Annotated in this window: 9 protein-coding genes; 2 read left to right on the top strand and 7 right to left on the bottom strand. The window is 68.2% G+C overall.

Annotated elements, in window-relative coordinates; genetic code table 11:
• A partial coding sequence (locus EV646_RS38875) for a hypothetical protein (protein ID WP_199236991.1) occupies positions 1–271 on the top strand: 271 nt, incomplete at its 5' end.
• A 113-nt stretch (positions 272–384) separates the two neighbouring features.
• Here the strand turns inward: EV646_RS38875 and EV646_RS15305 are convergent.
• Positions 385–1,749, bottom strand: coding sequence for an MFS transporter (locus EV646_RS15305; RefSeq protein WP_132148973.1), 1,365 nt, complete (start codon positions 1,747–1,749; stop codon positions 385–387).
• Positions 1,750–1,786: 37 nt separating this feature from the next.
• On the bottom strand, positions 1,787–2,365 hold the full coding sequence (locus EV646_RS15310) for a TetR/AcrR family transcriptional regulator (RefSeq protein ID WP_199236992.1): 579 nt from the start codon (positions 2,363–2,365) through the stop codon (positions 1,787–1,789).
• 93 nt (positions 2,366–2,458) lie between these two features.
• On the opposite strand from EV646_RS15310, the gene EV646_RS15315 reads away from it, so the two are divergent.
• Positions 2,459–3,532, top strand: a complete 1,074-nt coding sequence (locus EV646_RS15315; RefSeq protein ID WP_199236993.1) for a DUF2332 domain-containing protein — start codon at positions 2,459–2,461, stop codon at positions 3,530–3,532.
• Between the two features lie 98 nt (positions 3,533–3,630).
• On the opposite strand, the gene EV646_RS15320 is transcribed toward EV646_RS15315, so the two are convergent.
• The 5 genes from EV646_RS15320 to EV646_RS15340 all read right to left on the bottom strand — a co-directional run bounded on the left by EV646_RS15320 (position 3,631) and on the right by EV646_RS15340 (position 20,468).
• Complete coding sequence (locus EV646_RS15320; protein WP_132148975.1) at positions 3,631–3,837, bottom strand: hypothetical protein; 207 nt, start codon at positions 3,835–3,837, stop codon at positions 3,631–3,633.
• A gap of 172 nt (positions 3,838–4,009) precedes the next feature.
• Positions 4,010–5,734, bottom strand: coding sequence for a malto-oligosyltrehalose trehalohydrolase (treZ, locus tag EV646_RS15325; RefSeq protein WP_132148977.1), 1,725 nt, complete (start codon positions 5,732–5,734; stop codon positions 4,010–4,012).
• A 4-nt stretch (positions 5,735–5,738) separates the two neighbouring features.
• Complete coding sequence (gene treY, locus EV646_RS15330; protein ID WP_132148979.1) at positions 5,739–8,144, bottom strand: malto-oligosyltrehalose synthase; 2,406 nt, start codon at positions 8,142–8,144, stop codon at positions 5,739–5,741.
• Positions 8,141–10,258 (bottom strand): glycogen debranching protein GlgX, encoded by a 2,118-nt coding sequence (glgX, locus tag EV646_RS15335; RefSeq protein ID WP_132148981.1) that lies wholly within the window; start codon positions 10,256–10,258, stop codon positions 8,141–8,143. The genes treY and glgX overlap by 4 nt, the downstream gene beginning before the upstream one ends.
• Before the next feature lie 115 nt (positions 10,259–10,373).
• The gene (locus EV646_RS15340; protein WP_132148983.1) at positions 10,374–20,468 is read right to left on the bottom strand and encodes a calcium-binding protein; all 10,095 of its coding nucleotides are present in this window, start codon (positions 20,466–20,468) and stop codon (positions 10,374–10,376) included.
• Positions 20,469–20,534: the final 66 nt, after the last annotated feature.

The following is a 20,534-nucleotide window of genomic DNA, read 5'->3' on the forward strand; positions in this document are numbered from 1 at the left end:
GACCACCACCAGCCACCCCGACGGCTCCATCACCCTCACCACCCCCACCGGCCACCGCCACACCACCGTCCCACCCGCCCGCGGCCCCATCACCAACCCCAACCACAACACCCACACCCACACCCACACCGACAGCGGCACCGGCGCCGGCACGGACATCCGCACCGGAATTCGGGACGCGTACGTCGCTCCGGACGGCTCCGGCGACGTCCTCAATCGGCCCACGCCTGGTCCGCGGCGCCTACCCGCCGATGACCCACCACCTTTCTAGCCGCGAGCGGGTCTGATCACCGCCACGCCACAGTGCGGAGGGTAGGAGCAAGGATGCGGTCGCCGGGTATCACGCACTCCGCCGCATCCGGACATCGCGACCTACGGGCCTGTTCACCGGCGAGCGAAGCGCGACTTGAGAGAGGCGATGGTGAGGAGGGTGGCCACGGTGATGACGGCGCCGGTCCAGGCGGCGGTGGTGTAGCCGGACTCGCGGGGGAAGACGTTGGTGGTGTGGCTGGCGAGGATGAGGCCGCCGAGGGCGCTGCCGATGGAGAAGCCGACGCTGCGCACGACCTGGTTGACGCTCATGGCGCTGGCGGTCTCGGCTTTGGGAGTGACCGCAAGGATGACTGCGGGCATGGCTGCCGAGAACGCGCCGACGCCGAAGCCGAGGATGCTCATCGCGATCACCGGCTCGGCCAAGTGACCGCGGGCTAGCGCGAAGAGCAGGAAAGCGGCCAGGACGACCGTTGTGCTGGCGGCGAGCAGTGTGCGGGCGCTGAGCTTGGTGCGTAGGCGCGGCGCGAGCTTGCCGGCGGTGAAGCCGAGCAGCGAGAACGGGACGAGCACGAGCCCAGCCTGGAAGGTGTCCAACCCAAAGGTGGTGGGTGTCTGGACGTAGCGGGTGATCAGGCTGAGCAGCAGATACATGCCGACACCACCGGTGAGCATCGCCAGGTTCGCGGCGGCGACAGCAGGGTGACGAAGGAGTCGTACGTCGACCAGCGGCTTGACGGTGCGCGCCTCGAGGACCGCCCACACGGCAAGCAACAGCAGCGAGACCACGAGGACGGCTGCGGCTGCAGTGGCGTGCTGGCGCCACAGCGTGGTCTGACTGATAACGAGAAGCAACGCGAGCAGCGCCACAGTCAGCAGCACCGCCCCGCGCACATCAACACGTGCGGACGATCTGGCCGGTGCCTGCGGCAGTACGACGATGGCCGCGCCCAGTGCGGCGACGGTGACGACCAGACCGAGGGCGTAGGCAGCGCGGATGCCGGCGAGGTCGGTGAGTAGCCCAGCCAGCGGATAGCCGACACCAATGCCGGCGGTGGAGGCGACCGAGAGCAGCGCGATCGTGCTACCGGACTGCGCCTCGTCGAGGTGATCGCGGGCGGTGGCCATCATCAGCGGAGTCAGACTCAGCCCGACCCCCTGACCTGCACGGCCAATGAGCAGCAAGGCAAAGGGCAGTGGGATCACAGTCAGCACGCTGCCGGCCACGCCGACGCCGAGAGCAGCCAGTACGACGGTTCGCCGGCGAGGGCCAGAGCCGAGCCGGCCCAGCAGTGGAGTGGCGAGCGCGCCGGACAGCAACGCAATGGTCAGAGTCCACTGCGCCGCAGCCAGCGAGACGTCGTACTGCTGCGCGACCGCGGTGATCAGCGGAGCACCCAGACTGCCGACAACTGCGACGACCAGACCGACGAAAACGACGACGGGAATTAGGAACCTGGTGCCGGTGGCGGTGTTCATAGGCATGCCGGTGGCGGGCTCATACGGGTGCTGGTGCTCATTGGTTGGTCTCGGTGGTGATGTGGTTGAACAGTCCGGGCTGGATGCGCGTGCGTGCTTGCCGGGCCCATCCCTCATCGACCTCGGCCAACTCGAGGGCGGCTCCGGTGTTGAGCAGCATGCCGAAGGCCAGAAACGCTTTGATTGCGACCGGATCGAGCCCAGCGGTATCGGCGACGGCCTGCCAGAGCCGGCCGAAGCTGGCCCGGACCGCGTCGCGCACCTCGGGGTCCCCAGCGGCTGCAGCGGTCGTGCCCTGCAGTTGCAGCAGCAGAGTGGTGCGGTCCGCGAGCATGGCGTCGTACTCGCGGCCCATCGCGGTCAGCGCCTCGAGCCCGCTTGCACCGCCGGCGCCGAGCATCGCCAGTGTCATCCGCTCGAACGCGGCGTCGACGCAGGCGAGGAACAGTTGCTTCTTGGTGCCGAAGAGCCGGAACACATAGGCCTGGGTGATGCCTGCCCGGTGGGCGATCGTTTCGGTCGACACGCCGTGCAGCCCGGCCACGGCGAACTCCTGCTCGGCAACGGCGAGCACCTGCGCGCGGCGCTCCTGACCGGTCATCCGGGATGGCGACATGCCAGCTAAGTTAGTAGGTAGTAACTAGAAACTTCGAGCCCTTGTCTGGTTTGTCACTTAGACTCCCCGGGATGCCCGACAGCAGGAAGAGCCATGCTCATGGGTAGGGCCCGCACACCCGCTCAGGTGTACCGGCACTTCGGTGAGGTCGATGCCGCCCAGTCCCCGTTGTACGAGCGCGTCGCGGTCGCCCTGAGCGAGTCCGACGAAGCGCTGCGCGCCATCGAGGCGGCGCCGGCGCGGAAGCGGCACCCGACGGTGATCCTCGCGGCGCTGCATGACCTCGCCCTCGCCGGGCGGGCCCCGGAGCTCGCCGCGGCGTATGCCGCTGGGGACGGCGACGCTGCTGCCGAGGCGGCGGTCGACACTCTGTTGCGGATGACCGACTCGGTTGTGGCCATCGCCGTACGTCGGCCGCTGCGGACCAACGAGGCCGGACGCTGCGCCGTGCTGTATCCGGCCATTGCCGAGGCAGCCCGCCGGGTCGGTGCGGATGCGATCGGGCTGATCGACGTGGGCTGCTCGGCCGGGCTCAATCTCAACGTCGACCGCGTTGGCATCAGCTACAGCAACGGGCAATCGCTGGGCGACCCGTCATCTCCCGTGCAGCAATCGGCCAAGATCGTGGGAGACCGGGCCCTGCCAACGCGGGCGATGCCCGAGGTCGTGGCCCGGGTCGGCGTCGACCTCGATCCGGTCGACGTGACCGACGCGGATGAGGCTCGATGGATGCGCGCCTGCGTGTGGCCGGATCAGCTGGAGCAGGTCGCGAGGCTCGACGCGGAGCTGGCGTTGGCCGCGACAGCTCCTCCACTGCTGATCCAAGGTGACGCCGTCGAGGCGCTGCCAGACGCCTTCGTACAGGTGCCTGCGGGCGCCCTGCCTGTCGTCACCACGACGTGGTCCCTGTCGCGCCTCTCGCTCGAGAGCCGCCTGCGCTTCCTGCACCGACTCGACGAGGCGGCAACAGGACGGACGGTGGCGTTGGTTTCAGTCGAAGGGGTCGGCGTCGCGCCGTCGATCCCGACTTTGGGCGATCGCCGCGCCTCTGGCCACAGCATCATCGGCCTGGCTGGGTTCGATCACTCGACGATGCGCGCCGAGGCCATTGGCCGCTGCTGGTCGCAGGGCCGCTTGCTGGCGTGGCTGGCAGACCCTCCAGCCTGAGAGCAGAGCAAGCCGCAGCGGCCGTCGGGTTCCGGCTCGGCGGCCGCTGCGGATGTTCTGTGGGTGACCTGGTCTGGCGGGCCCTGCCACCCGGATTGTCAGCCGAGAACGGACTTGGTCTTGTCGTCCCGGGTGAGATGGTCGCGGCCGGCCGGATGCCGCTCACGCTGCGGTTCGTGCAGCACGTGCTCGGTCCGTGGCGCCGGGCATACCGGGCCGCGGCGGATCGGGCCGCCACCCAGTCTCCGGCTCTTCCACTGCTTCTCTTCGTAGTCGTAGTAAGAGTCGACGCCTCCGAATGTCATCGCTCGTCCTCCCTCGACCCCCCGGTCCCCTGCTGGCGATTCCCACATTCCGTCACGAATGGCCTGCGACACAAGCAATTCCGGAAAAACCCATTACCAAACACAATTCAACGCCGTCTTGTGTGCGGTTTGACGTCAATAATGGGCCAAACCCGTTAAATGCTTGACGTTCTCAGACGGCGAATATGCCAACCCCGTGCTCGGCAAGGCGAACACCATCGGTGACCACCTCGGCCGTGCCGAAGGCCATCACCTGGTACGACGGGACGCCGTCGACCGGCACCACGGCCTCGTGATCGGCCAGATTCACCGCCACGCGAAGACGTCCGCGGGTGATCACCAGCCAGTCCCCGTTGACGTCGTACGCAATGTCGACCGAGTCGAGGCGATCGTTGCGCAGGTCGGGCGTACGGGCGCGCAGGGCAAGCAGGTCGCGGTACCAGGCGAGCAGTTCGCGGTGGGGTGACTCGTCGAGCTCGGACCAGTCGAGGACCGAACTGCGCCAGGTCTCGGGGTCCTGCGGGTCCGGGATCTCCTCCGCGTCCCACCCGTGCTCGGCGAACTCGCGCCGGCGACCGGTGCGAACCGCCTCGGCCAGCTCAGGCTCGTCGTGATCGGTGAAGTAGCGCCACGGTGTCGAGGCGCCCCACTCCTCGCCCATGAACAGCATCGGCGTGTACGGCGAGGTGATCACCAGCGCGGCCCCGATCGCGAGCTGCCCTGGCGTGAGCGCGGGCCGGTCGCCGAGCGCACGGTTGCCGACCTGGTCGTGGTTCGAGGTGTAGGCGAAGAACTCGCCGCCCCGGTGCCGGGCCGGGTCGACCGGACGCCCCCAGTCCTGGCCGCGGAACGTGGAGTACGACCCGTCGTGCAGGAACACCTGCGTCAGCGTCTTGGCGAACACACCGGGCTCACCGAAGTCCACGTAGTACCCGGCTCGCTCACCGGTCAGCAGCGTGTGCAGCGCATGGTGGAAGTCGTCACTCCACTGCGCCGTCATACCGAAGCCGCCGTCGTCCACCGGCTCGACCATGCGCGGGTCGTTGAGGTCTGACTCCGCCACCAGCCCGAGCGGCCGGCCAACCTCCTTCGACAACTCAGCCGTCTCTGACGACAGCTGAGCCAACACGTGGGTCGGGCTGTCGTCAGCCAGCGCGTGTACGGCGTCCAGTCGCAGAGCGTCGAGGTGGAACGACCGGAACCAGCGCAGCGCGTTGTCGCAGATCCAGCGGCGCACATCGGTGCTGCCGGGGTCGTCGAGGTTGACCGCCGGACCCCAAGGCGTGGTGTGCCGGTCGGTGAAGTACGGCCCGAAGGAGGCTAGGTGGTTACCGCTCGGCCCAAGGTGGTTGTAGACGACGTCGAGGCAGACAGCCAGGCCGGCGGAGTGGCAGCGGTCGACGAACCGTTGCAGCGCTTCCGGGCCGCCGTACGGCTCGTGCACGGCGTAGAGGTGGACACCGTCGTACCCCCAGCCGTGCTGACCGGGGAAGGCTGCGACTGGCATCAGCGACACGACCTCGACGCCCAGTGCCACCAGGTAGTCCAGGTGTCCGGCGGCGGCTTCCAGCGTTCCTTCTGGGGTGAAGGTGCCGATGTGCAGCTCGTAGAAGACAGAGCCGCGCACGTCCCGGCCGGCCCAGTCCTTGTCGGTCCAGTCATACCTGTCCTCGTCGAAGACCCTGCTGAAGCCGTGTACGCCGTACGGCTGCCAGGCACTGCGTGGATCGGGCAGGGGCTCGCTGCCGTCGACGGAGAACGCGTAGTCGGTCCCATGGCCAGCCTCGGCGACCTCCAGCTGCCACCAGCCATCACGCGGAACCAGAGCGCGGCGGCTGTCGGTCAGCACCAGGTCGACTGACGACGCGTCAGGTGCCCAGACAGTAAAGGTGTGCAAGGGCTCAGCTCCTCACGAGCAGGGCTACCGGGAGGTCCTCCAGCAGCTCGTGGATGCGGGCTGCTCCACTACCCACCTCACGACCGGTCAACACGTTCTTCCATTGCCCACTCGGGAGGACGACCGTGCTGTCGCCCCAGCCACCGAGCCGATGCAGTGCGGCGGGCAGACGGGTTGCCACCGTGATGACCGCGTCACCGCGGGCGAAGGCGACCGCGTGGCCGTTGGAAGTGGGCAGCGGGGTGTAGCTGCCGGCGAAGGCGTCTGGATACTGCCGACGGAGGCGGAGTGCGCGGGAGGTGACGAGGAGCTTTTCGTCCGAGAGGTTGTCGGGCTTGGCGCCGTCGTCCAGCCGGTGCAGCCGAGCAATGCGGTGCTGGTAGACGACAGGCCGCCGGTTGTCCGGGTCCACGAGTGACAGGTCGACCAGCTCAGTGCCCTGGTAGACATCCGGTACGCCGGGCATCGTCAGCTGCACCAGCTTCTGTCCGAGCGTGGCCGCGCGGACGAACTCGGCTTGCCGCGCGGCAAAGCGTCGTACGGACTCCAGGACAGCAGCGTCTGCGAGGACTGCAGTGGTGAAGGCTGCGACGGCGTGCTCGTACTCCTCGTCCGGGGAGGTCCAGGTGGTGTGGCGCTTGGCCTCCCGGATCGCCTTGAGGAGATAGCCCTGCAGGCGGTCCTCTGGCAGCGGGCCGTCGTCCCAGGTGCCGAAGAGCGTCTGCCAGAACAGGTACTCCGTGCTGCCGTCGAGCAACGGACTCCGGTGGTCCTCGGACAGCCGCCGCCACTCGCGGACTGCCTCCGCCCACGCAGCCGGTTGTTCCGACAGCACACCGAGCCGGGCACGCACGTCCTCGGACCGCTTGGTGTCGTGGGTGGACAGCGTGGTCATCGTCTTCGGCCAGTGCTGGTTCAGCCGGGCCGCATAGGCGTGGAACTCCTCCGGCGACACCCCGAAGTGCGTCGGGTCCCCGCCGACCTCGTTGAGCGACGAGAGCCGGAACCACCGGTAGAACGCGGTGTCCTCGACTCCCTTGGCCATCACCGGTCCGCACGTCTGCTGGAACCGCACGATCAGCTCATGCCGCGCGTGCTCGTCGATCCTGCTCGCCGTACCGGTCTCCCGGCCGAGCAGCAGGTGCAGTACGACGTCCAGCGTCTCCTGGCGATCCTCATCCAGCTGCAAGCGAGCCTTCGAAGCGGCGTGCTCAAGCGCCTCGACAGCTGTGGCAGACGGCTGCTCCCCCGGTACGACGTACGCGCGGTAGCGGTCGAAGTTGACCAGCAACTCCACAACCACCTCATGGAACGCACGGCGGGTGTGGTCGCGCAGACGGACGTCGTCCTGGCAGATGCGAGCCAGCAACTCCACCAGCCGGTGCACCTCGGCGTACTGCCCGTGCTTCACCACCTCCCGTTTGGCTTCCTCCACTACCGGCCCGAAGTCCGCCGGCTCACCAGTGAGCTCGGAGTGGAAGGCCGCGAGCGGTGCAGCGCCGGCTGGGTCGATGAAGAGCCCGCCCACGCGCAACAGTGCGTCGTACCCAGTGGTGCCGGCGCAGGGCCAGTCGCGCGGGAGCTCCTCATCGCCCTCGAGGATCTTCTCCACTACAACCCACGCACCGCCAGTGCGCTCGGCCAGACGACGCAAGTACCCGCGTGGGTCCGCCAGACCGTCCGGGTGGTCGATGCGGAAGCCGTTGAGCTTGCCCTCGTGCAGCAGCGCGAAGAGCAGCTCATGCGTGGCCTCGAACACCTCCTGCGTCTCCACCCGCACAGCAGCGAGGGTGTCGACGTCGAAGAAGCGCCGGTAGTTCAGCTCCTCGTCAGCGACCCGCCAGTGCGCCAGGCGGTACCACTGCTCGGTCACCAGCTCCGCGATCGGCAGGCCCTCTGTGCCAGGCCGCAGCGGGTACTCGTGGTCGTAGTACCGCAGTACGTCGCCGTCGACCGACAGCTCCCCATCGGCCAGCACTTTGCCGATCCGCTGACCCAGCACGGCCATCAGCAACGGCTGGTTACCCGACCCCCAGTCGACGTCGAACCACTCCGCGTACGGCGACCCCGGGCCATCCCGCAGCACCGACCACAGCGCCTTGTTGAGCCGCGCCGGAGTAGGCACAGCCACATGATTCGGTACGACGTCCGCCACCGCACCCATCCGGTGGTCGACCAACCGAGCGGCCAGCCGGTCGAACGCGGGGCGACCACCCGCCGGCTCCGACAGCCGGCTGTGGTCCACCACGTCGTACCCGTGAGTGGAGCCGGGCGCGGCCTGGAGGATCGGGGACAGGTAAGCATGAGAGATCCCGAGGCTGTGCAGGTACGGGACGACCTCAGCGGCGTCGTCGAACCCGAAACCGGCATGCAACTGCAGCCGGTAGGTGGCCTGCGGGACCCCCGTCATCCGGCGGCCTGCCTCGGGCGGGTCAGGACCAGCGTGCCGCGAGCCTCGATCCGGATGGTGCTGCCGGCCGGGCGGGGCTCGTCGCTCGCACCACCGCGGGCGCTTGTCGTGTCCACCACCACTGTCCAGTTCTCGCCGTACTCCTTGGCCGGGAGCAGGAAGTCGAGCGGCTCGTAGTTGCTGTTCAGCAGGATCAGGAACGAGTCGTCGACGACCGGCTCGCCGCGCAGGTCCGGCTCGGAGATCGCGTCTCCGTTGACGAAGACGGCGATCGCCCGGGCGTCGTCGCGACCCCAGTCGCCGTTCTGCATCTCGGTGCCCTTCGGGGTGAACCACACCAGGTCACCAAGACCGTCCACGCCGGTGTCGCCGTGGAAGAAGCGCCGGCGGCGCAGCACCGGGTGGTTGTTGCGCAGCTTGACCAGTTCGCGGGTGAACTCGAGCAGGTCCTTCTGCGAGTCGGTGAGGTTCCAGTCCACCCAGGCGATCTCGTTGTCCTGGCAGTAGACGTTGTTGTTGCCGCTCTGCGTCCGGCCGAGCTCGTCGCCGTGGGCGATCATCGGCACGCCCTGCGAGATCAGCAGCGTGGTGAGGAAGTTCCGCTGTTGCCGGGCCCGGAGCTTCAGCACCTCCGGGTCGTCGGTCGCACCCTCGACACCGCAGTTCCAGGAGCGGTTGTGGCTCTCGCCGTCCTTGCCGCCCTCGCCGTTCGCCTCGTTGTGCTTGTCGTTGTAGGAGACCAGGTCGCGCAGGGTGAAGCCGTCGTGCGCGGTGATGAAGTTGATGCTGGCCAGCGGGCGGCGGCTGTCGTCCTTGTAGAGGTCGGAGGAGCCGGTCAGCCGGGAGGCGAACTCGGCCAGGGTGTACTTCTCGCCACGCCAGAAGTCCCGGACGGTGTCGCGGTACTTCCCGTTCCACTCGGTCCACAGCGGCGGGAAGTTGCCCACCTGGTAGCCGCCGTCGCCGACGTCCCACGGCTCGGCGATCAGCTTCACCTGGCTGACCACCGGGTCCTGCTGGACCAGGTCGAAGAACGCCGACAGCCGGTCGACCTCGTGGAACTGCCGGGCCAGCGTGGCCGCCAGGTCGAACCGGAACCCGTCGACGTGCATCTCGGTCACCCAGTAGCGCAGCGAGTCCATGATCAGCTGCAGCACGTGCGGGTGCCGCATCAGCAGGCTGTTCCCGGTGCCGGTGGTGTCGTAGTAGTGCCGCTTGTCCGCGTCCACCAGCCGGTAGTACGCCGCGTTGTCGATGCCCTTGAACGACAGCGTCGGGCCGAACTCGTTGCCCTCGGCGGTGTGGTTGTAGACGACGTCGAGGATCACCTCGATGTCCGCCTCGTGCAGCGCCTTCACCATCGTCTTGAACTCGGTCACCTGCTGGCCGAGGGTGCCGTTGGCGGCGTAGTCGTTGTGCGGCGCGAAGAAGCCGATGGTGTTGTAACCCCAGTAGTTCGACAGCCCGCGCTCCTGCAGGTGCCCGTCCTGGGCGAACTGGTGGATCGGCATCAGCTCGATCGCCGACACCCCGAGTTCCTTCAGGTGCTCGATGATCGCCGGATGCGCCAGCGCGGCGTACGTGCCCCGGATCTCCTCCGGCAGCGCCGGGTGGGTCTTGGTCAGGCCCTTCACGTGCGCCTCGTAGATGACCGTCTCGTGGTACGCGTGGCCGGGTGGGCGGTCGTTGCCCCAGTCGAAGAACGGGTTAGTCACCACCGACAGCATGGTGTGCTCGCGGTTGTCCATCGTGTTCAGCTCGTCCGGCTTGGCGAACCGGTAGCTGAACAGTGACTCGTCAGCGTCGATCTGGCCGGTGATGGCCTTCGCGTACGGGTCCAGCAGCAGCTTGGACGGGTTGCACCGGTGTCCCTCGGCGGGGTTGTACGGCCCGTGCACGCGGAACCCGTACCGCTGGCCTGGCTCGACCGACGGCAGGTAGGCGTGCCAGACGAAGCCGTCCACCTCGGTCAGTTGCACCAACTGCTCGGACCCGTCGTCGCCGACCAGGGCCAGATCTACTCGCTCCGCAACCTCCGAGAACACCGCAAAGTTCGTCCCGGAGCCGTCGTACGTGGCTCCGAGGGGATAGGGACGTCCAGGCCATTTCTGCACCCGACGACAGTAGCCACCTCCACCCCCAGAGCATGCATGGTGGGGTGTTTTGCTCCCGAGTGTTCACTCCGGTGCGCCGGACCGCGTGAAGGTGCAGCCCGGCGCACCCGATCGCTCAGTCCGAACAGGCCACCGGGTCGTCGAAGTGCCCCGGAGTGTCCGGGTACGCCGGTCCGACCGCGTGGCTGTTGTAGTCCGGGTTGTAGGCGAACGCGAGTTCCCTGTACGCCGACGTCCCGGCCGTCGTGACGTCGGTCGCGGCCCGCCCGGCGCCGGAGCCCCACGCCACTGACGTCAGGAACTCGTGCATGGCCGGCGAGTGCTGCCGGACGTCGTTGAAGCCGCCGTACGCCGCGTTGCAGTGGGTGTACAGGTTGTAGGTGCCGTTCCAGTCGATCAGCCGGTCGCCCGGGTTCGGCCCGTTCTCTGCCACGTCCGCCTGCATCACGTCGCGGTCCCAGCCACCGTAGATCCAGTCCGTGCCCTGGTGGTGGTTGTTGTTCCGCAGCGTCGCCGGGTCGGCCGTGTCGTCGTCCTTGCCGGTCAGCTGGAACCACAGGCACGGGTCCACGGTGACCCCGTTGGTCGTGACCGGCCAGTTGCCCGGCGCACAGTTGCCGGGGAAGGAACCACGCGGGTTGAAGTCGAGCAGGTCCGACCCGGACACGTCCTTCAACGCCGGATCCGACTCGCCCACCCCGCCGAAGACGTGGTCCACGAACCGGTCGTTCGTCCCGCGAGCGTCGGGATCGAACGCACCGTTCTTCTGGCAGTCCGGCGTGGTCGCGTCGAGGACCGGATCACAGCCCTTGCCGCCCCACAGCACGTCCTCACCGTCGGCACCGAACACCTGGTCGCCACCGCTGTCACCGTTGGCGAGATCGTCGCCGTACCCGGCGTGGATGTTGTCCGCACCCGCACCACCCCGGAGCCGGTCCCGGCCGCCTTCGGTGATGCCATCGTGTGGCATCTCCGCCGCGGTCGAGGCACCGATCCACTGGTCGCCGTCGACGTCGTGCTCGAGGTCGACCCGCCGGTCGTACGCCGTACGCCGGAAGCCGACGTACGTCTCGGCCGGTGGCGAGGTCAGCGTGAAGGTGAACTGGGCCGGGCTGTCGCCGGTGTCCAGGTACTGGTTCACCACGCCGCCGCGGTCGCCGAGGATCGCGTCCTCGCCGTCCTCACCGGAGACGGTGTCGTCACCGAGCTCGCCGTACAGGTCGTCGTCGTCCTGCCCGCCGAAGATGGTGTCGTTCCCGTCCTGACCCCAGATCCCGTCGTCGCCGGCCTCGCCGTACAGGGTGTCGGCGCCGAAGGCTCCGGCCACCTCACACGTCGCCTGCGCCTCGGTGCAGAACCGCGTGCTCGGGTCGCCCAGGTCCGGATCGTGCGTACGGGCCACGGTCGCGTCGGCCGGTGGAGTCCCGTTGGGATAACGGTCCGCGTAGACCCGCTCGGTCGCACCGGTGACAGTCCGGACCAGCGACCCGTTGTCACCCAGTACGACGTCGTCCGCGCCATCGGCCTCGATCGTGTCGCCGGTGTCCCGGTAGCCCTTCGCCGAGCTACCACCGATCAGGTCGTCCTGGCCGTCAGGTGCCGTCGCACCTTCGAGCAGGGCGGCCGCACTCGCCGCTCCAGGCCAGCCCGGGTCGGGCAGTGGCTGGACGGTGGTGAACGGTGAGTCGCCGGCCAGCGACAGGTCACCGCGCATGACGTCTGCACCGCCGTTGCCCTCGGCGTAGTCCGCGCGGGCGCCTCCGGAGATGAAGTCCCCACCGTCCTGGCCGTACATGACGTCCACGCCGTCGCCACCCGACATCCGGTCAGCACCGAACCTGTCGGCCGGTGGCAGTGCCGCGAGGTCGTAGCGGTTCACGATCCGCTTGGCCATGAGAGCGTCGCTCCCCACGCGGACCGTTGCCCGCGTCGGCGTCTGCGCAGCGGCAGGCCGCAGTACGGCGGCGTTGTCACCGGTGACCACGTCGTCTCCCGGCCCACCGAAGATGGCGTCAGCGGTGTCCTGCTGACCGGTCGCACCGTTCAGCGGGGTCGAACTGCCGCCGACCAGGTCGTCGTCGGCCAGATCGCCTTCGATCCAGTCGCTCGCCTGACCGCCTTCTACATAGTCGTCGTCGCCGTCGCCCTTGGCCCGGTCCTCACCGCCCTGGCCGTAGAGCACATCCTGACCGTCGCCACCCGACATCTGGTCGTTGCCAGAGGTGTTCGCCACCGGCGTCAACCCGAGATCGAGCAGCGTCACGACATGTCCTAGTGCGAACCCACGCTGCCACGTCACCGGAGTCGTCGCTGCCAGATCAGCGGTCCGGGTCAGGACCGCGTTGTCACCGGCCAGCAGGTCCGGCCCGTCGTCACCGAACAGTAGGTCGCCCGCATCCGGTCGCCCGACACCGGCCGAAGCCTGCTCGAACGAGCCACCGGCGATGGCGTCCTCACCAGCGTTGCCATGTACGACGTCGGAGTCGTTGTTGCCCTCCAGATGGTCGTTGTCACCGTTCCCATCGACGATGTCGCTGCCGAGTCCGCCGTACGCCGTGTCGTCGCCGTCACCACCGCGGATACGGTCACCCGTCCCGGCGGCCGGCGTCGCGCCGTCGAGGTCGAGCGGTACGGCGAGGTCGCCGACCGTGCCGTTGTCACCGATCAGCCGGTCGTTGCCGAGGTCGCCGTACAGGTCGTCGTCACCGGTGTCGGTGCGGTCGGCTGCCCGGGTTCCGCCGTACAGCACGTCGTTGCCGTCGCCACCGGTCAGCCAGTCCTTGCCGTTGTTGCCTTCGACAACATCCGGGTCGAGACCACCGTAATCGGTGTCGTTTCCGGCGTTGCCGAAGACCTCGTCCGGCCCGGCGTCGCCGTACAGGATGTCGGACTCGGAGCCGCCCCACAGCTTGTCGGCGTCGCCGCCGCCGCGGAGGGTGTCCTTGCCCTGCTGGCCGCAGACCATGTCGTTGCCGCCAGCAACTTCAGCCAGGTCGTCGGCGCCGCCGGCCGAGACCGTGTCGATGGCCGCACCGCCGAGGATCCGGTCGTTGCCGTCACCGGTGCCCGCGCTGGTGCTTTCGTCGACCGGGTCGGAGGTGACCGGCGCACCGGCGACGCACTTCTCCGCGTCGATGCGCTTGTCACCGAAGATCGTCGCCGGTCCATCGCCGCCGTAGATGTGGTCGTTGCCCAGACCGCCGACGAGCGTCTTCGGGTTCGACTGCACCCCGGCTGGCAATGGCTGCACCTCGACGTCGAGGAGCGGGCCGAAGATGCCGTCCTGCTTTCCGGTGTCGTGGACTGCGGCCGGTTCCGCGATCACGTAGTCGTCACCGGGACCGCCGTACACCGCGTCGGTGCCGAAGCCGCCGGTCAGGACGTCGTTCTTGCCGCCGCCCCGGATCGTCGCACCCTGGTTGCCCAGCGAATGACTGGTGACGGTCTCGATCGCGTTGCTACCCCAGACCTGGTCGTTGCCGGTTCCGGTGTCGACGACGTTGACCGCGTCCCCGTCGTCCGGCCCGGCCGCGTCGACGCCGAACTCGCTCTCGGCCGCGGTGAAGATCCGGTCGGCGTTGGAGCCGCCGGTGAGCCGGTCGCTGCCTCCGTCACCGATCAGCGTGTTGACGCCGGCCTTCTTGGATCCGTCCGGCGCGTCGGCCGCGACCGCGATCTTGTCCACGCCGCCGTTGCCCCGCGCCCTGTTGGTGCCCAGGCCGAGGCCGATGGTGTCGTCGCCCGTGCCCGCGTCCGTCGCGGTCGGGTCGACGCTGGCCAGCGCGGACCAGTTGATGACGTCGGCGAGTTTGCTCGTCTTGCCGCCGTCCTGGGCGTTGTGCGTGACCGTCTGCTCCGCCCGGGCGTTGCCGAGCGAGGCGTCACCGGCGACCTTGTCGTCACCGTTGCCGACCGTGATGGTGTCCTTGCCCGGACCGCCGGCGACCACAGCCTTCGAGTCCGCACCGCCGGTGTCGCCGGTGACGATGATGTCGTCACCTTCGCGGCCGTCGACGTACGACAGACCGCGTCCGGTGGTGATCACGTCGGCCGCCTTGCCGCCGATCACGACCGCGTCCTTGTCGAAGATCGCCGGTGTCTTGCCCGCGTTGCCGTTCGTCTCCTTCTTGCCGTCGCCGATGAAGGTGACCGCCATCGGCTTGGTGTACTCCTCGCCGTCGACCACGACCCGTTTGAGGTTCGGGTCCAGGTACTCGCGGCGTTCGCCGAGCATCTCCACGGCGAAGCCGTCGAAGTTGCCATTGGCACCGGTCGGGTCGGTCTTCGTCTGCGCGTAGTGCAGCGAGATCACCTTGACCGTGTCCTTCTCCACCGGCTCGGCGTCGTTCGTCCAGGGCGCACCGCGCTGGGCGTCCTTGCCGAACTTGCCCGCGAACACGACGAGCGTGTCGCCGACCGTGCCGCCGAGTTTCGGCGGTGGTGGTGAGCAGTCCGGTGCCACCGAGAAGTCGAGCAGGGTCACGTCGGCCAGCGTGAAGCTGAAGGTGACCGAGAAGATGCTCACGCCGATGGTGATGTAGACGCGGAGGAACAGCGACAGCCGGCCGCTGACCGTGAATAGACAGAGCGGGTTGTTCAGGGCCGCGTGCAGGAACTCGCTGACCCGGAACTTGCCGTCCTTGTTCGGGTCGTTCCAGTAGAAGCCGATGGTCAGCCGCAGACCGCCCTCGATGCCGACCGTGATGATCACCGCGCTGACCGCGGCGCCGGCCGCGATCTCACCGGTGAGCTGGACGACGGGCAGCGGCGCGCCGTCCTTGTCGACGGTCTTGAAGAACAGCCCGTCGAGGACGTCGACCGCCTTGACCGGTGCGCCGTTCTGCTGCGCCTCGACCGCCTTGCGGATGCCGTAGGTGTCCAGGCCGGCGACGATGTGCAGGCTCACCGAGGCCGAGCCGGCCAGCGTGACGAACACCGGCGGCGGTGCGTACACCGGGCCGAACGACTGCCGCCAGCTGAAACCGAGGGTGAGCGGACCGGAGTCGAACTCGACCAGCGTGACGTCGCCGCCCATCAGCAGGTTGAAGGCCTTGGCCGGCGACTCCAGGATCGGGAAGGTGAAGCCGGACTTGTCCGCGTCACCGTCGGCCGCGGCCAGCCCGACACCGCCGAAGACGTCGTGGCCCTCCGCGTCCGGGTTGTCGTTCTTCTCGTTCAGCGCCTTCTTGACGTCGGCCGGGTCCGCCTCGGTGTACGACTTGTACAGCTTGTCCGCGGTGGTCGGCGAATTGCTGGTGGTGAGTGCCTTGTCCCCGTCGATCTCGAACTCGCCCAGCGGCACGTAGCAGTCCTTGCTGGAGCTGCAACTGGGCAACCGGTTGATGAACTCGATGATCGCCTTGATCTTGTCGACGAACTCCAGCTTCGGCCCACCGGCGATGGTGCTGAACGTCTTCGCCAGTGTCATCAGCGTGACGTCGTCGCCACCGGCCATCCGGCTCAGGTCGGACAGCACCGGGATCGGCGCGTACAACGTGTCCATCACCGGCTGCAGGGGCCCGGTGACCCGCTTCATCTCCTTCACCACGTCACCGAGGAGTTCCTCGAAGAAGGACCCGGCACTGATGCCGACCTCCTTGAAGGCGATCGTCGGCGCCTTCGTGTCCGGAGCCTCGTTGTCGAAGGACCACTTGAGCTGGAAGTTCGCCCGGACTCCCGGGAACGCGGACTTCTCGTCCTCCGGTGCGCCCACCTCGGCCTGGATGACCCAGTCCAGCAGGAAGTCACCCTTGATCGAGACACCGAACAGGCCCTCGGTGTTGCCGAGGTCGGCGAACTTGATCTTCGCTTCGGTCCCGTTGCAGGCGTCGCCCTCGTCACCCTTGCGGCAGTCGCCGTCGCCGGGTGCCTTCAGGTCGACCTGGAACGTCCCCGCGAACAGCGGCAGGGTCGGGTCGTGCAGGCCGCCTTCGGCCTTGTCCACGTTGATCTTGATGAACGCGAGCTCGGCGACCATCGTGTCCGGCAGGTCGAACGCCAGTCCGACCTGAAGTTCCGGCAGGGCCTTGTTGTCCGGACCCCAGCCGTCGTGGGTGTTGATGAAGAACCCGTCCGCCTTGGTCAGGCCGAGGCGGAAGTGCAGTGCGAAGCCGGCGTCGACCGTAATGCCGTCGGTGCCGCCCTTGCCCTGCCGCAGCGCCAGGCCCGGGATGCCGATGTCCAGCGGGACGTTCGTGTGGAAGCAGTCCTTCAGCGCGTCGTCGTTCACACATCCCTTGCCGGGACTGACCTTCCCGCGCTGGGCGGTGAAGTCGAGGTACGCACCGGTGATCTTGTCCAGCGGGCAGACCTCGAGCGCCTCGGCACAGTCGAAGGTGACGTCGATATCGGTGGCCGCGATGTCGATCTCGGCCAGCGCGGTCGCGAGCCGCGAGTTGATGAAGTCCTCGAACTCCTTGGAGTTGGCCGGCCGGCCACCGCCCGGGAGCTCGTTCCAGATCGAGGCGCGCAGCTTGGCCCGCAGGTCACCGATGAAGTCGGCACCCTGCTGCAGGTCGTCGCCGACCAGCGGCAGCTTGCCCTGCAGGCTCGCCGTACGGAACGCCTGCTCGACGGCGGCCAGGTAGCCCTCGATGCCGTCGCCGAAGTTCTTGAAGTCGAGCAGCGCGGCACTCAGCCGATCGCCGAGGTCATCCGGGAGCTGCAGTTCCTTCAATGCGTCGTCCGGGGCGGGCAGGTTGTCGTCCAGGTCGACCAGGTCAGCCGGGTTGTCGGAGTCCGGCACCCGCAGCGCGATGGTGCCGATCTGCTGCCAGCCCGCCTCGGTGCCGGTGTTGTTGAGGTAGATCGGCAGGTTGCCGCAGACCATCAGCGGGGTGGTGACCGACTCGCCACAGGTCACGGTTCCGTTGGTAGCGTTGAAGTTCACGCCGACTGCGCCGAGGAAGTCGCTGAACGAGACCGGGGTGTCCGCGGCCGCACCGGACTTCGCCAGCGCGATGCTCAGGTCCGCTTTGGCCTGTGCCTTCTCCGTGTTGGGTGCCGCGGCGGCCGGGTTGCCGAGGGCAATCGACAGCGGCCCGACGACCCCCTGGATGACGCCGTTCTCCAGCTTCGCCTTCGCACCGATGCTGATCGAGGAGTCCTCCAGCACCTTCAGTGACGCGGCGTCCGCCGGACCCTCACCTGCCTTGAGCGGCAGGACCAGGCCGACCTTGATCCGCCCGTCGACATCCACCTGAGCCAGGCCACTGGCCTGCGCGCCGGCGAAGGTCTGGTCGGCGCCGTTCAGCGAACCCAGCGACAGCTTGACCGGAGACGCCGCGCGGTACTTCCGCTTCCAGTCGACGTCGAGCACCAGGTTCGGGTCGCCGTTCTGCTCCAGATAGCGGAACTTCACACTGTCGGTGCCGAGCGCCTTGTTCAGCAGGTCGACCGCGTCCTGGATGTTGTCCGGGGTGTTCGCCAGCAGTTGGTCGGTGACGTCGTCCAGCGCCGACCTCATCATGTACGCCGTACCTGGCGCCGGCAGCGCCTCCCACGGCTTGGTCACGGTCAGCGTCTTGCCGTCACCGGAGACGGACTTGACGATCGCGACCTGCGAACCGACGACGATCGAGCGTCCCACCAGCGTCGGCAGGAACAGGTTGCCCTCGGAGCGGGTCCCGTCGGTCAGGCTGTCGGCGCCGTAGCCGACGTCCTTGCCGGCGTTCGACTCGTCGCTGACGAGCAGATCGCGCAACGACTTGCCGAGCCCCGGGATCTCCTTGTCGTAGACCCCGGAACCGGCCCCCGGGTTCGCCTTGGCGAGCTGCTGGGACAGGGTCTGCAGGGTCTTGATCAGCGCGGTGAACAGCGCCTTCGGGTCGTTCTCGTCGAAGTCGAGCTTGAAGATCTCGGTCAGGTCGCCGGTGTCGAGCGACAAGGTGCCCGGGTTGGTGAGATCGGTCCACTTGGCCATGAACGTCGTACTGGCACCCGCGGGCAGGAACTGTTCGGCATCCGGCACGCTGACCGTCATGTCGCCGTACGCACGGACGTTCACGTCGACGTCGAGGAGCGCGGCGGGCGCGTCGACGAGTTGCTTGAAGAGCTCGGAAATCCGGAGGTCGTGCTGAGCGTCGCCCTGTTGCTTGAGGCCGACGGTCAGCATGTGGCCGGTCGCCGTACCGGCCGGGCAGGTCTCCGCGAGGGACGAGTTGCAGACCTTCAACTGGCCGGCGAGCTTGACCTTGAAGAAGCCGGCGTTGGCGGTCAGGTCCACCGCGGTGTCGATCGGGAAGTCGGCCGAGAACAGCGGCGACCCGGTCCGGATCAGGACGCGGTCGGTGTTCAGCGGCAGCGACGGTACGACGGTGTCCAGCGGACCGTTGTGCTGCGTGAACGGGCAGGCCTGCGAGCTGCCGAGGAACCCGATGCAGTCGTTGCCGGTCTTCGGGTCCTGCAGGTCCAGCACCAGCGTCAGCGCCGCGCTGAACGACGGGGTGACCTTGGCGAACGTCTGATCCGCGTTCGCGTTGACGATGCCATGGCCGTCTTGGTCGATCTTGTTGGCGAAGCTGACCGCGCCGACGTGCGGTTCGGACCCCGCGATCACGTACGGCGTGTTCTCGGCGGGCTGACCGCCGATCCAGTCGGTCTTGAGCTCGATCGTGCTCGCGTCGTTCTTGAGCACCTCGCCGGCCGAGGTCCCGGCGACGATGCGGCGGCCGACCCACTGGTCCTTCGACCAGCCGGCACCGGCCACGATGAGCTTGTTGTGCTCGTACTTCGCCACCTTGCCCGACGCCTCGATGCTGACCGGGTCGAGGTCGGTCTGCGCGCTCGTCTTCGACATGTTCAGGGTGAGCGCGAGCTTGCTGGTGGCCACGTCCCAGACCAGGTTGCTCAGGTCGATCCCGGTCGCGGTGTCGAGCTTCTTCAGCAGATCCTGCAGCGAGGTGAACGTCGGCTTGCCCGCCTGGGCCGGGTCGGTGACGCCAGGCTCGAAGCCGGGCTGACCGGGCGCGGGCACGGTGTTGGCGGCGAGGAAGTCCTTGAGCACCTGGTTCACCTGGATGGCGTCGGCCAGCGTGCCCTTCATGAACGGCAGGTCCAGGTCACCGACGGTCGGCAGCGGCCCGTCCTGGTCCGGGTCGAACTTCGCCCGCTGTACGGCGGTGATCGTCGCGATCACCTGGGCGAGTCCCTCGGCCAGGTCCTGCAGGCTCAGGTTCTGGAACTTGCCGACGGTCGCCGCGAGGTCCGGGGCGGAGACGACAGGCGCACCGGTGCCGATGTCGTTCCAGTCGACGTTGACGGTCGCGCTGATGTCACTCGGCAACGCGGCCGGGATCCCGGCCGCGGCCGCACCGAGCTGGAAGGAGCCGTGGACCGAGCCACGCGAGTTCGGGTCGGAGTCGTCGATCGGCGCGGATCCCTGCGGGTCGAGGCCGGCGCTGAACAGACCCTCCAGCGAGCCCTCCTGAGCGAGCTCGCCGTTGTTGCTGAAGAAGAGCTTGCCGTCGTTGTCCGGGTCGCTGACCGTGCCGGCGAAGTGCGCGTCCACATCGAGCGTCGAGCCGGTGAGCGATACGCCGAGGATGCCGATCGCGGCCTGTGCGGTGGCGTTGTCGATACTCGCGTGCGCGTCGACGTCGAGGCGCGGCGTACTGCTCGAGCGGACCACGTAGACCTTGTCGTCGGCGAGTCCGGTCCAGACCAGACTGAGCGCGAACCGCGACTTCAGGGTCACGGTGATGCCGTCGGACACGGCCAGCTCGACCTTGGGCGAGGCGCTGCTGACCCGCAGGTCCTGCTTGGTGATCGTTCGGTCGACGGTGGCGACGATGTCGAGTTTCTTGCCCTCACCCAGATCGCTGACCGACGTCTTCAGGTGGCCGGTGCGGCCGCCGTCGATGGTGATCGGCTGATCGACCGCCAGGTCGCCGAAGTCGGCCGCGGTCTTCAGTTCGTCCGCGATCGCCTGGTTGACCAGGTTGTTCAGCCCGAGCAGACCGCCAGGACTGGCGCCGACCAGCGGCAGCTGTTCACCCAGCTTGCCGACCGAGGCGAGCCCCGACGTCCACGCGGCGAGGCTGTTCGCCTGACCGCCGGAGCCGAGCGTGGCCAGCAGGTCGTCGACCCCGGCCTCGGCCGCACGGGCCGGTGGTGGCGTGTAGACGATCAAGCCGATCAACAGGCTGAAGGCGGCGACAAGAGCGGTCAACCGCGAGTGGACCAGAATGCGTGCACGACGTACGAGACCCATGGATCCCACCCCCGCGGCCCCGGGCCCGCGCTCCCCCCTCGGTTGCGCAGTGGGCGACCCCCCAGC

The sequence above is a fragment of the Kribbella antiqua genome (genome assembly GCF_004345665.1).
Classification (GTDB): domain Bacteria; phylum Actinomycetota; class Actinomycetes; order Propionibacteriales; family Kribbellaceae; genus Kribbella; species Kribbella antiqua.

Coding starts and splice junctions, on each gene's coding strand:
- EV646_RS15320 (WP_132148975.1), bottom strand. CDS start 3,837: ATGACATTCGGAGGCGTCGACTCTTACTACGACTACGAAGAGAAGCAG.
- EV646_RS15305 (WP_132148973.1), bottom strand. CDS start 1,749: ATGAACACCGCCACCGGCACCAGGTTCCTAATTCCCGTCGTCGTTTTC.
- EV646_RS15340 (WP_132148983.1), bottom strand. CDS start 20,468: ATGGGTCTCGTACGTCGTGCACGCATTCTGGTCCACTCGCGGTTGACC.
- treY (WP_132148979.1), bottom strand. CDS start 8,144: ATGACGGGGGTCCCGCAGGCCACCTACCGGCTGCAGTTGCATGCCGGT.
- EV646_RS15315 (WP_199236993.1), top strand. CDS start 2,459: ATGCTCATGGGTAGGGCCCGCACACCCGCTCAGGTGTACCGGCACTTC.
- EV646_RS15310 (WP_199236992.1), bottom strand. CDS start 2,365: ATGTCGCCATCCCGGATGACCGGTCAGGAGCGCCGCGCGCAGGTGCTC.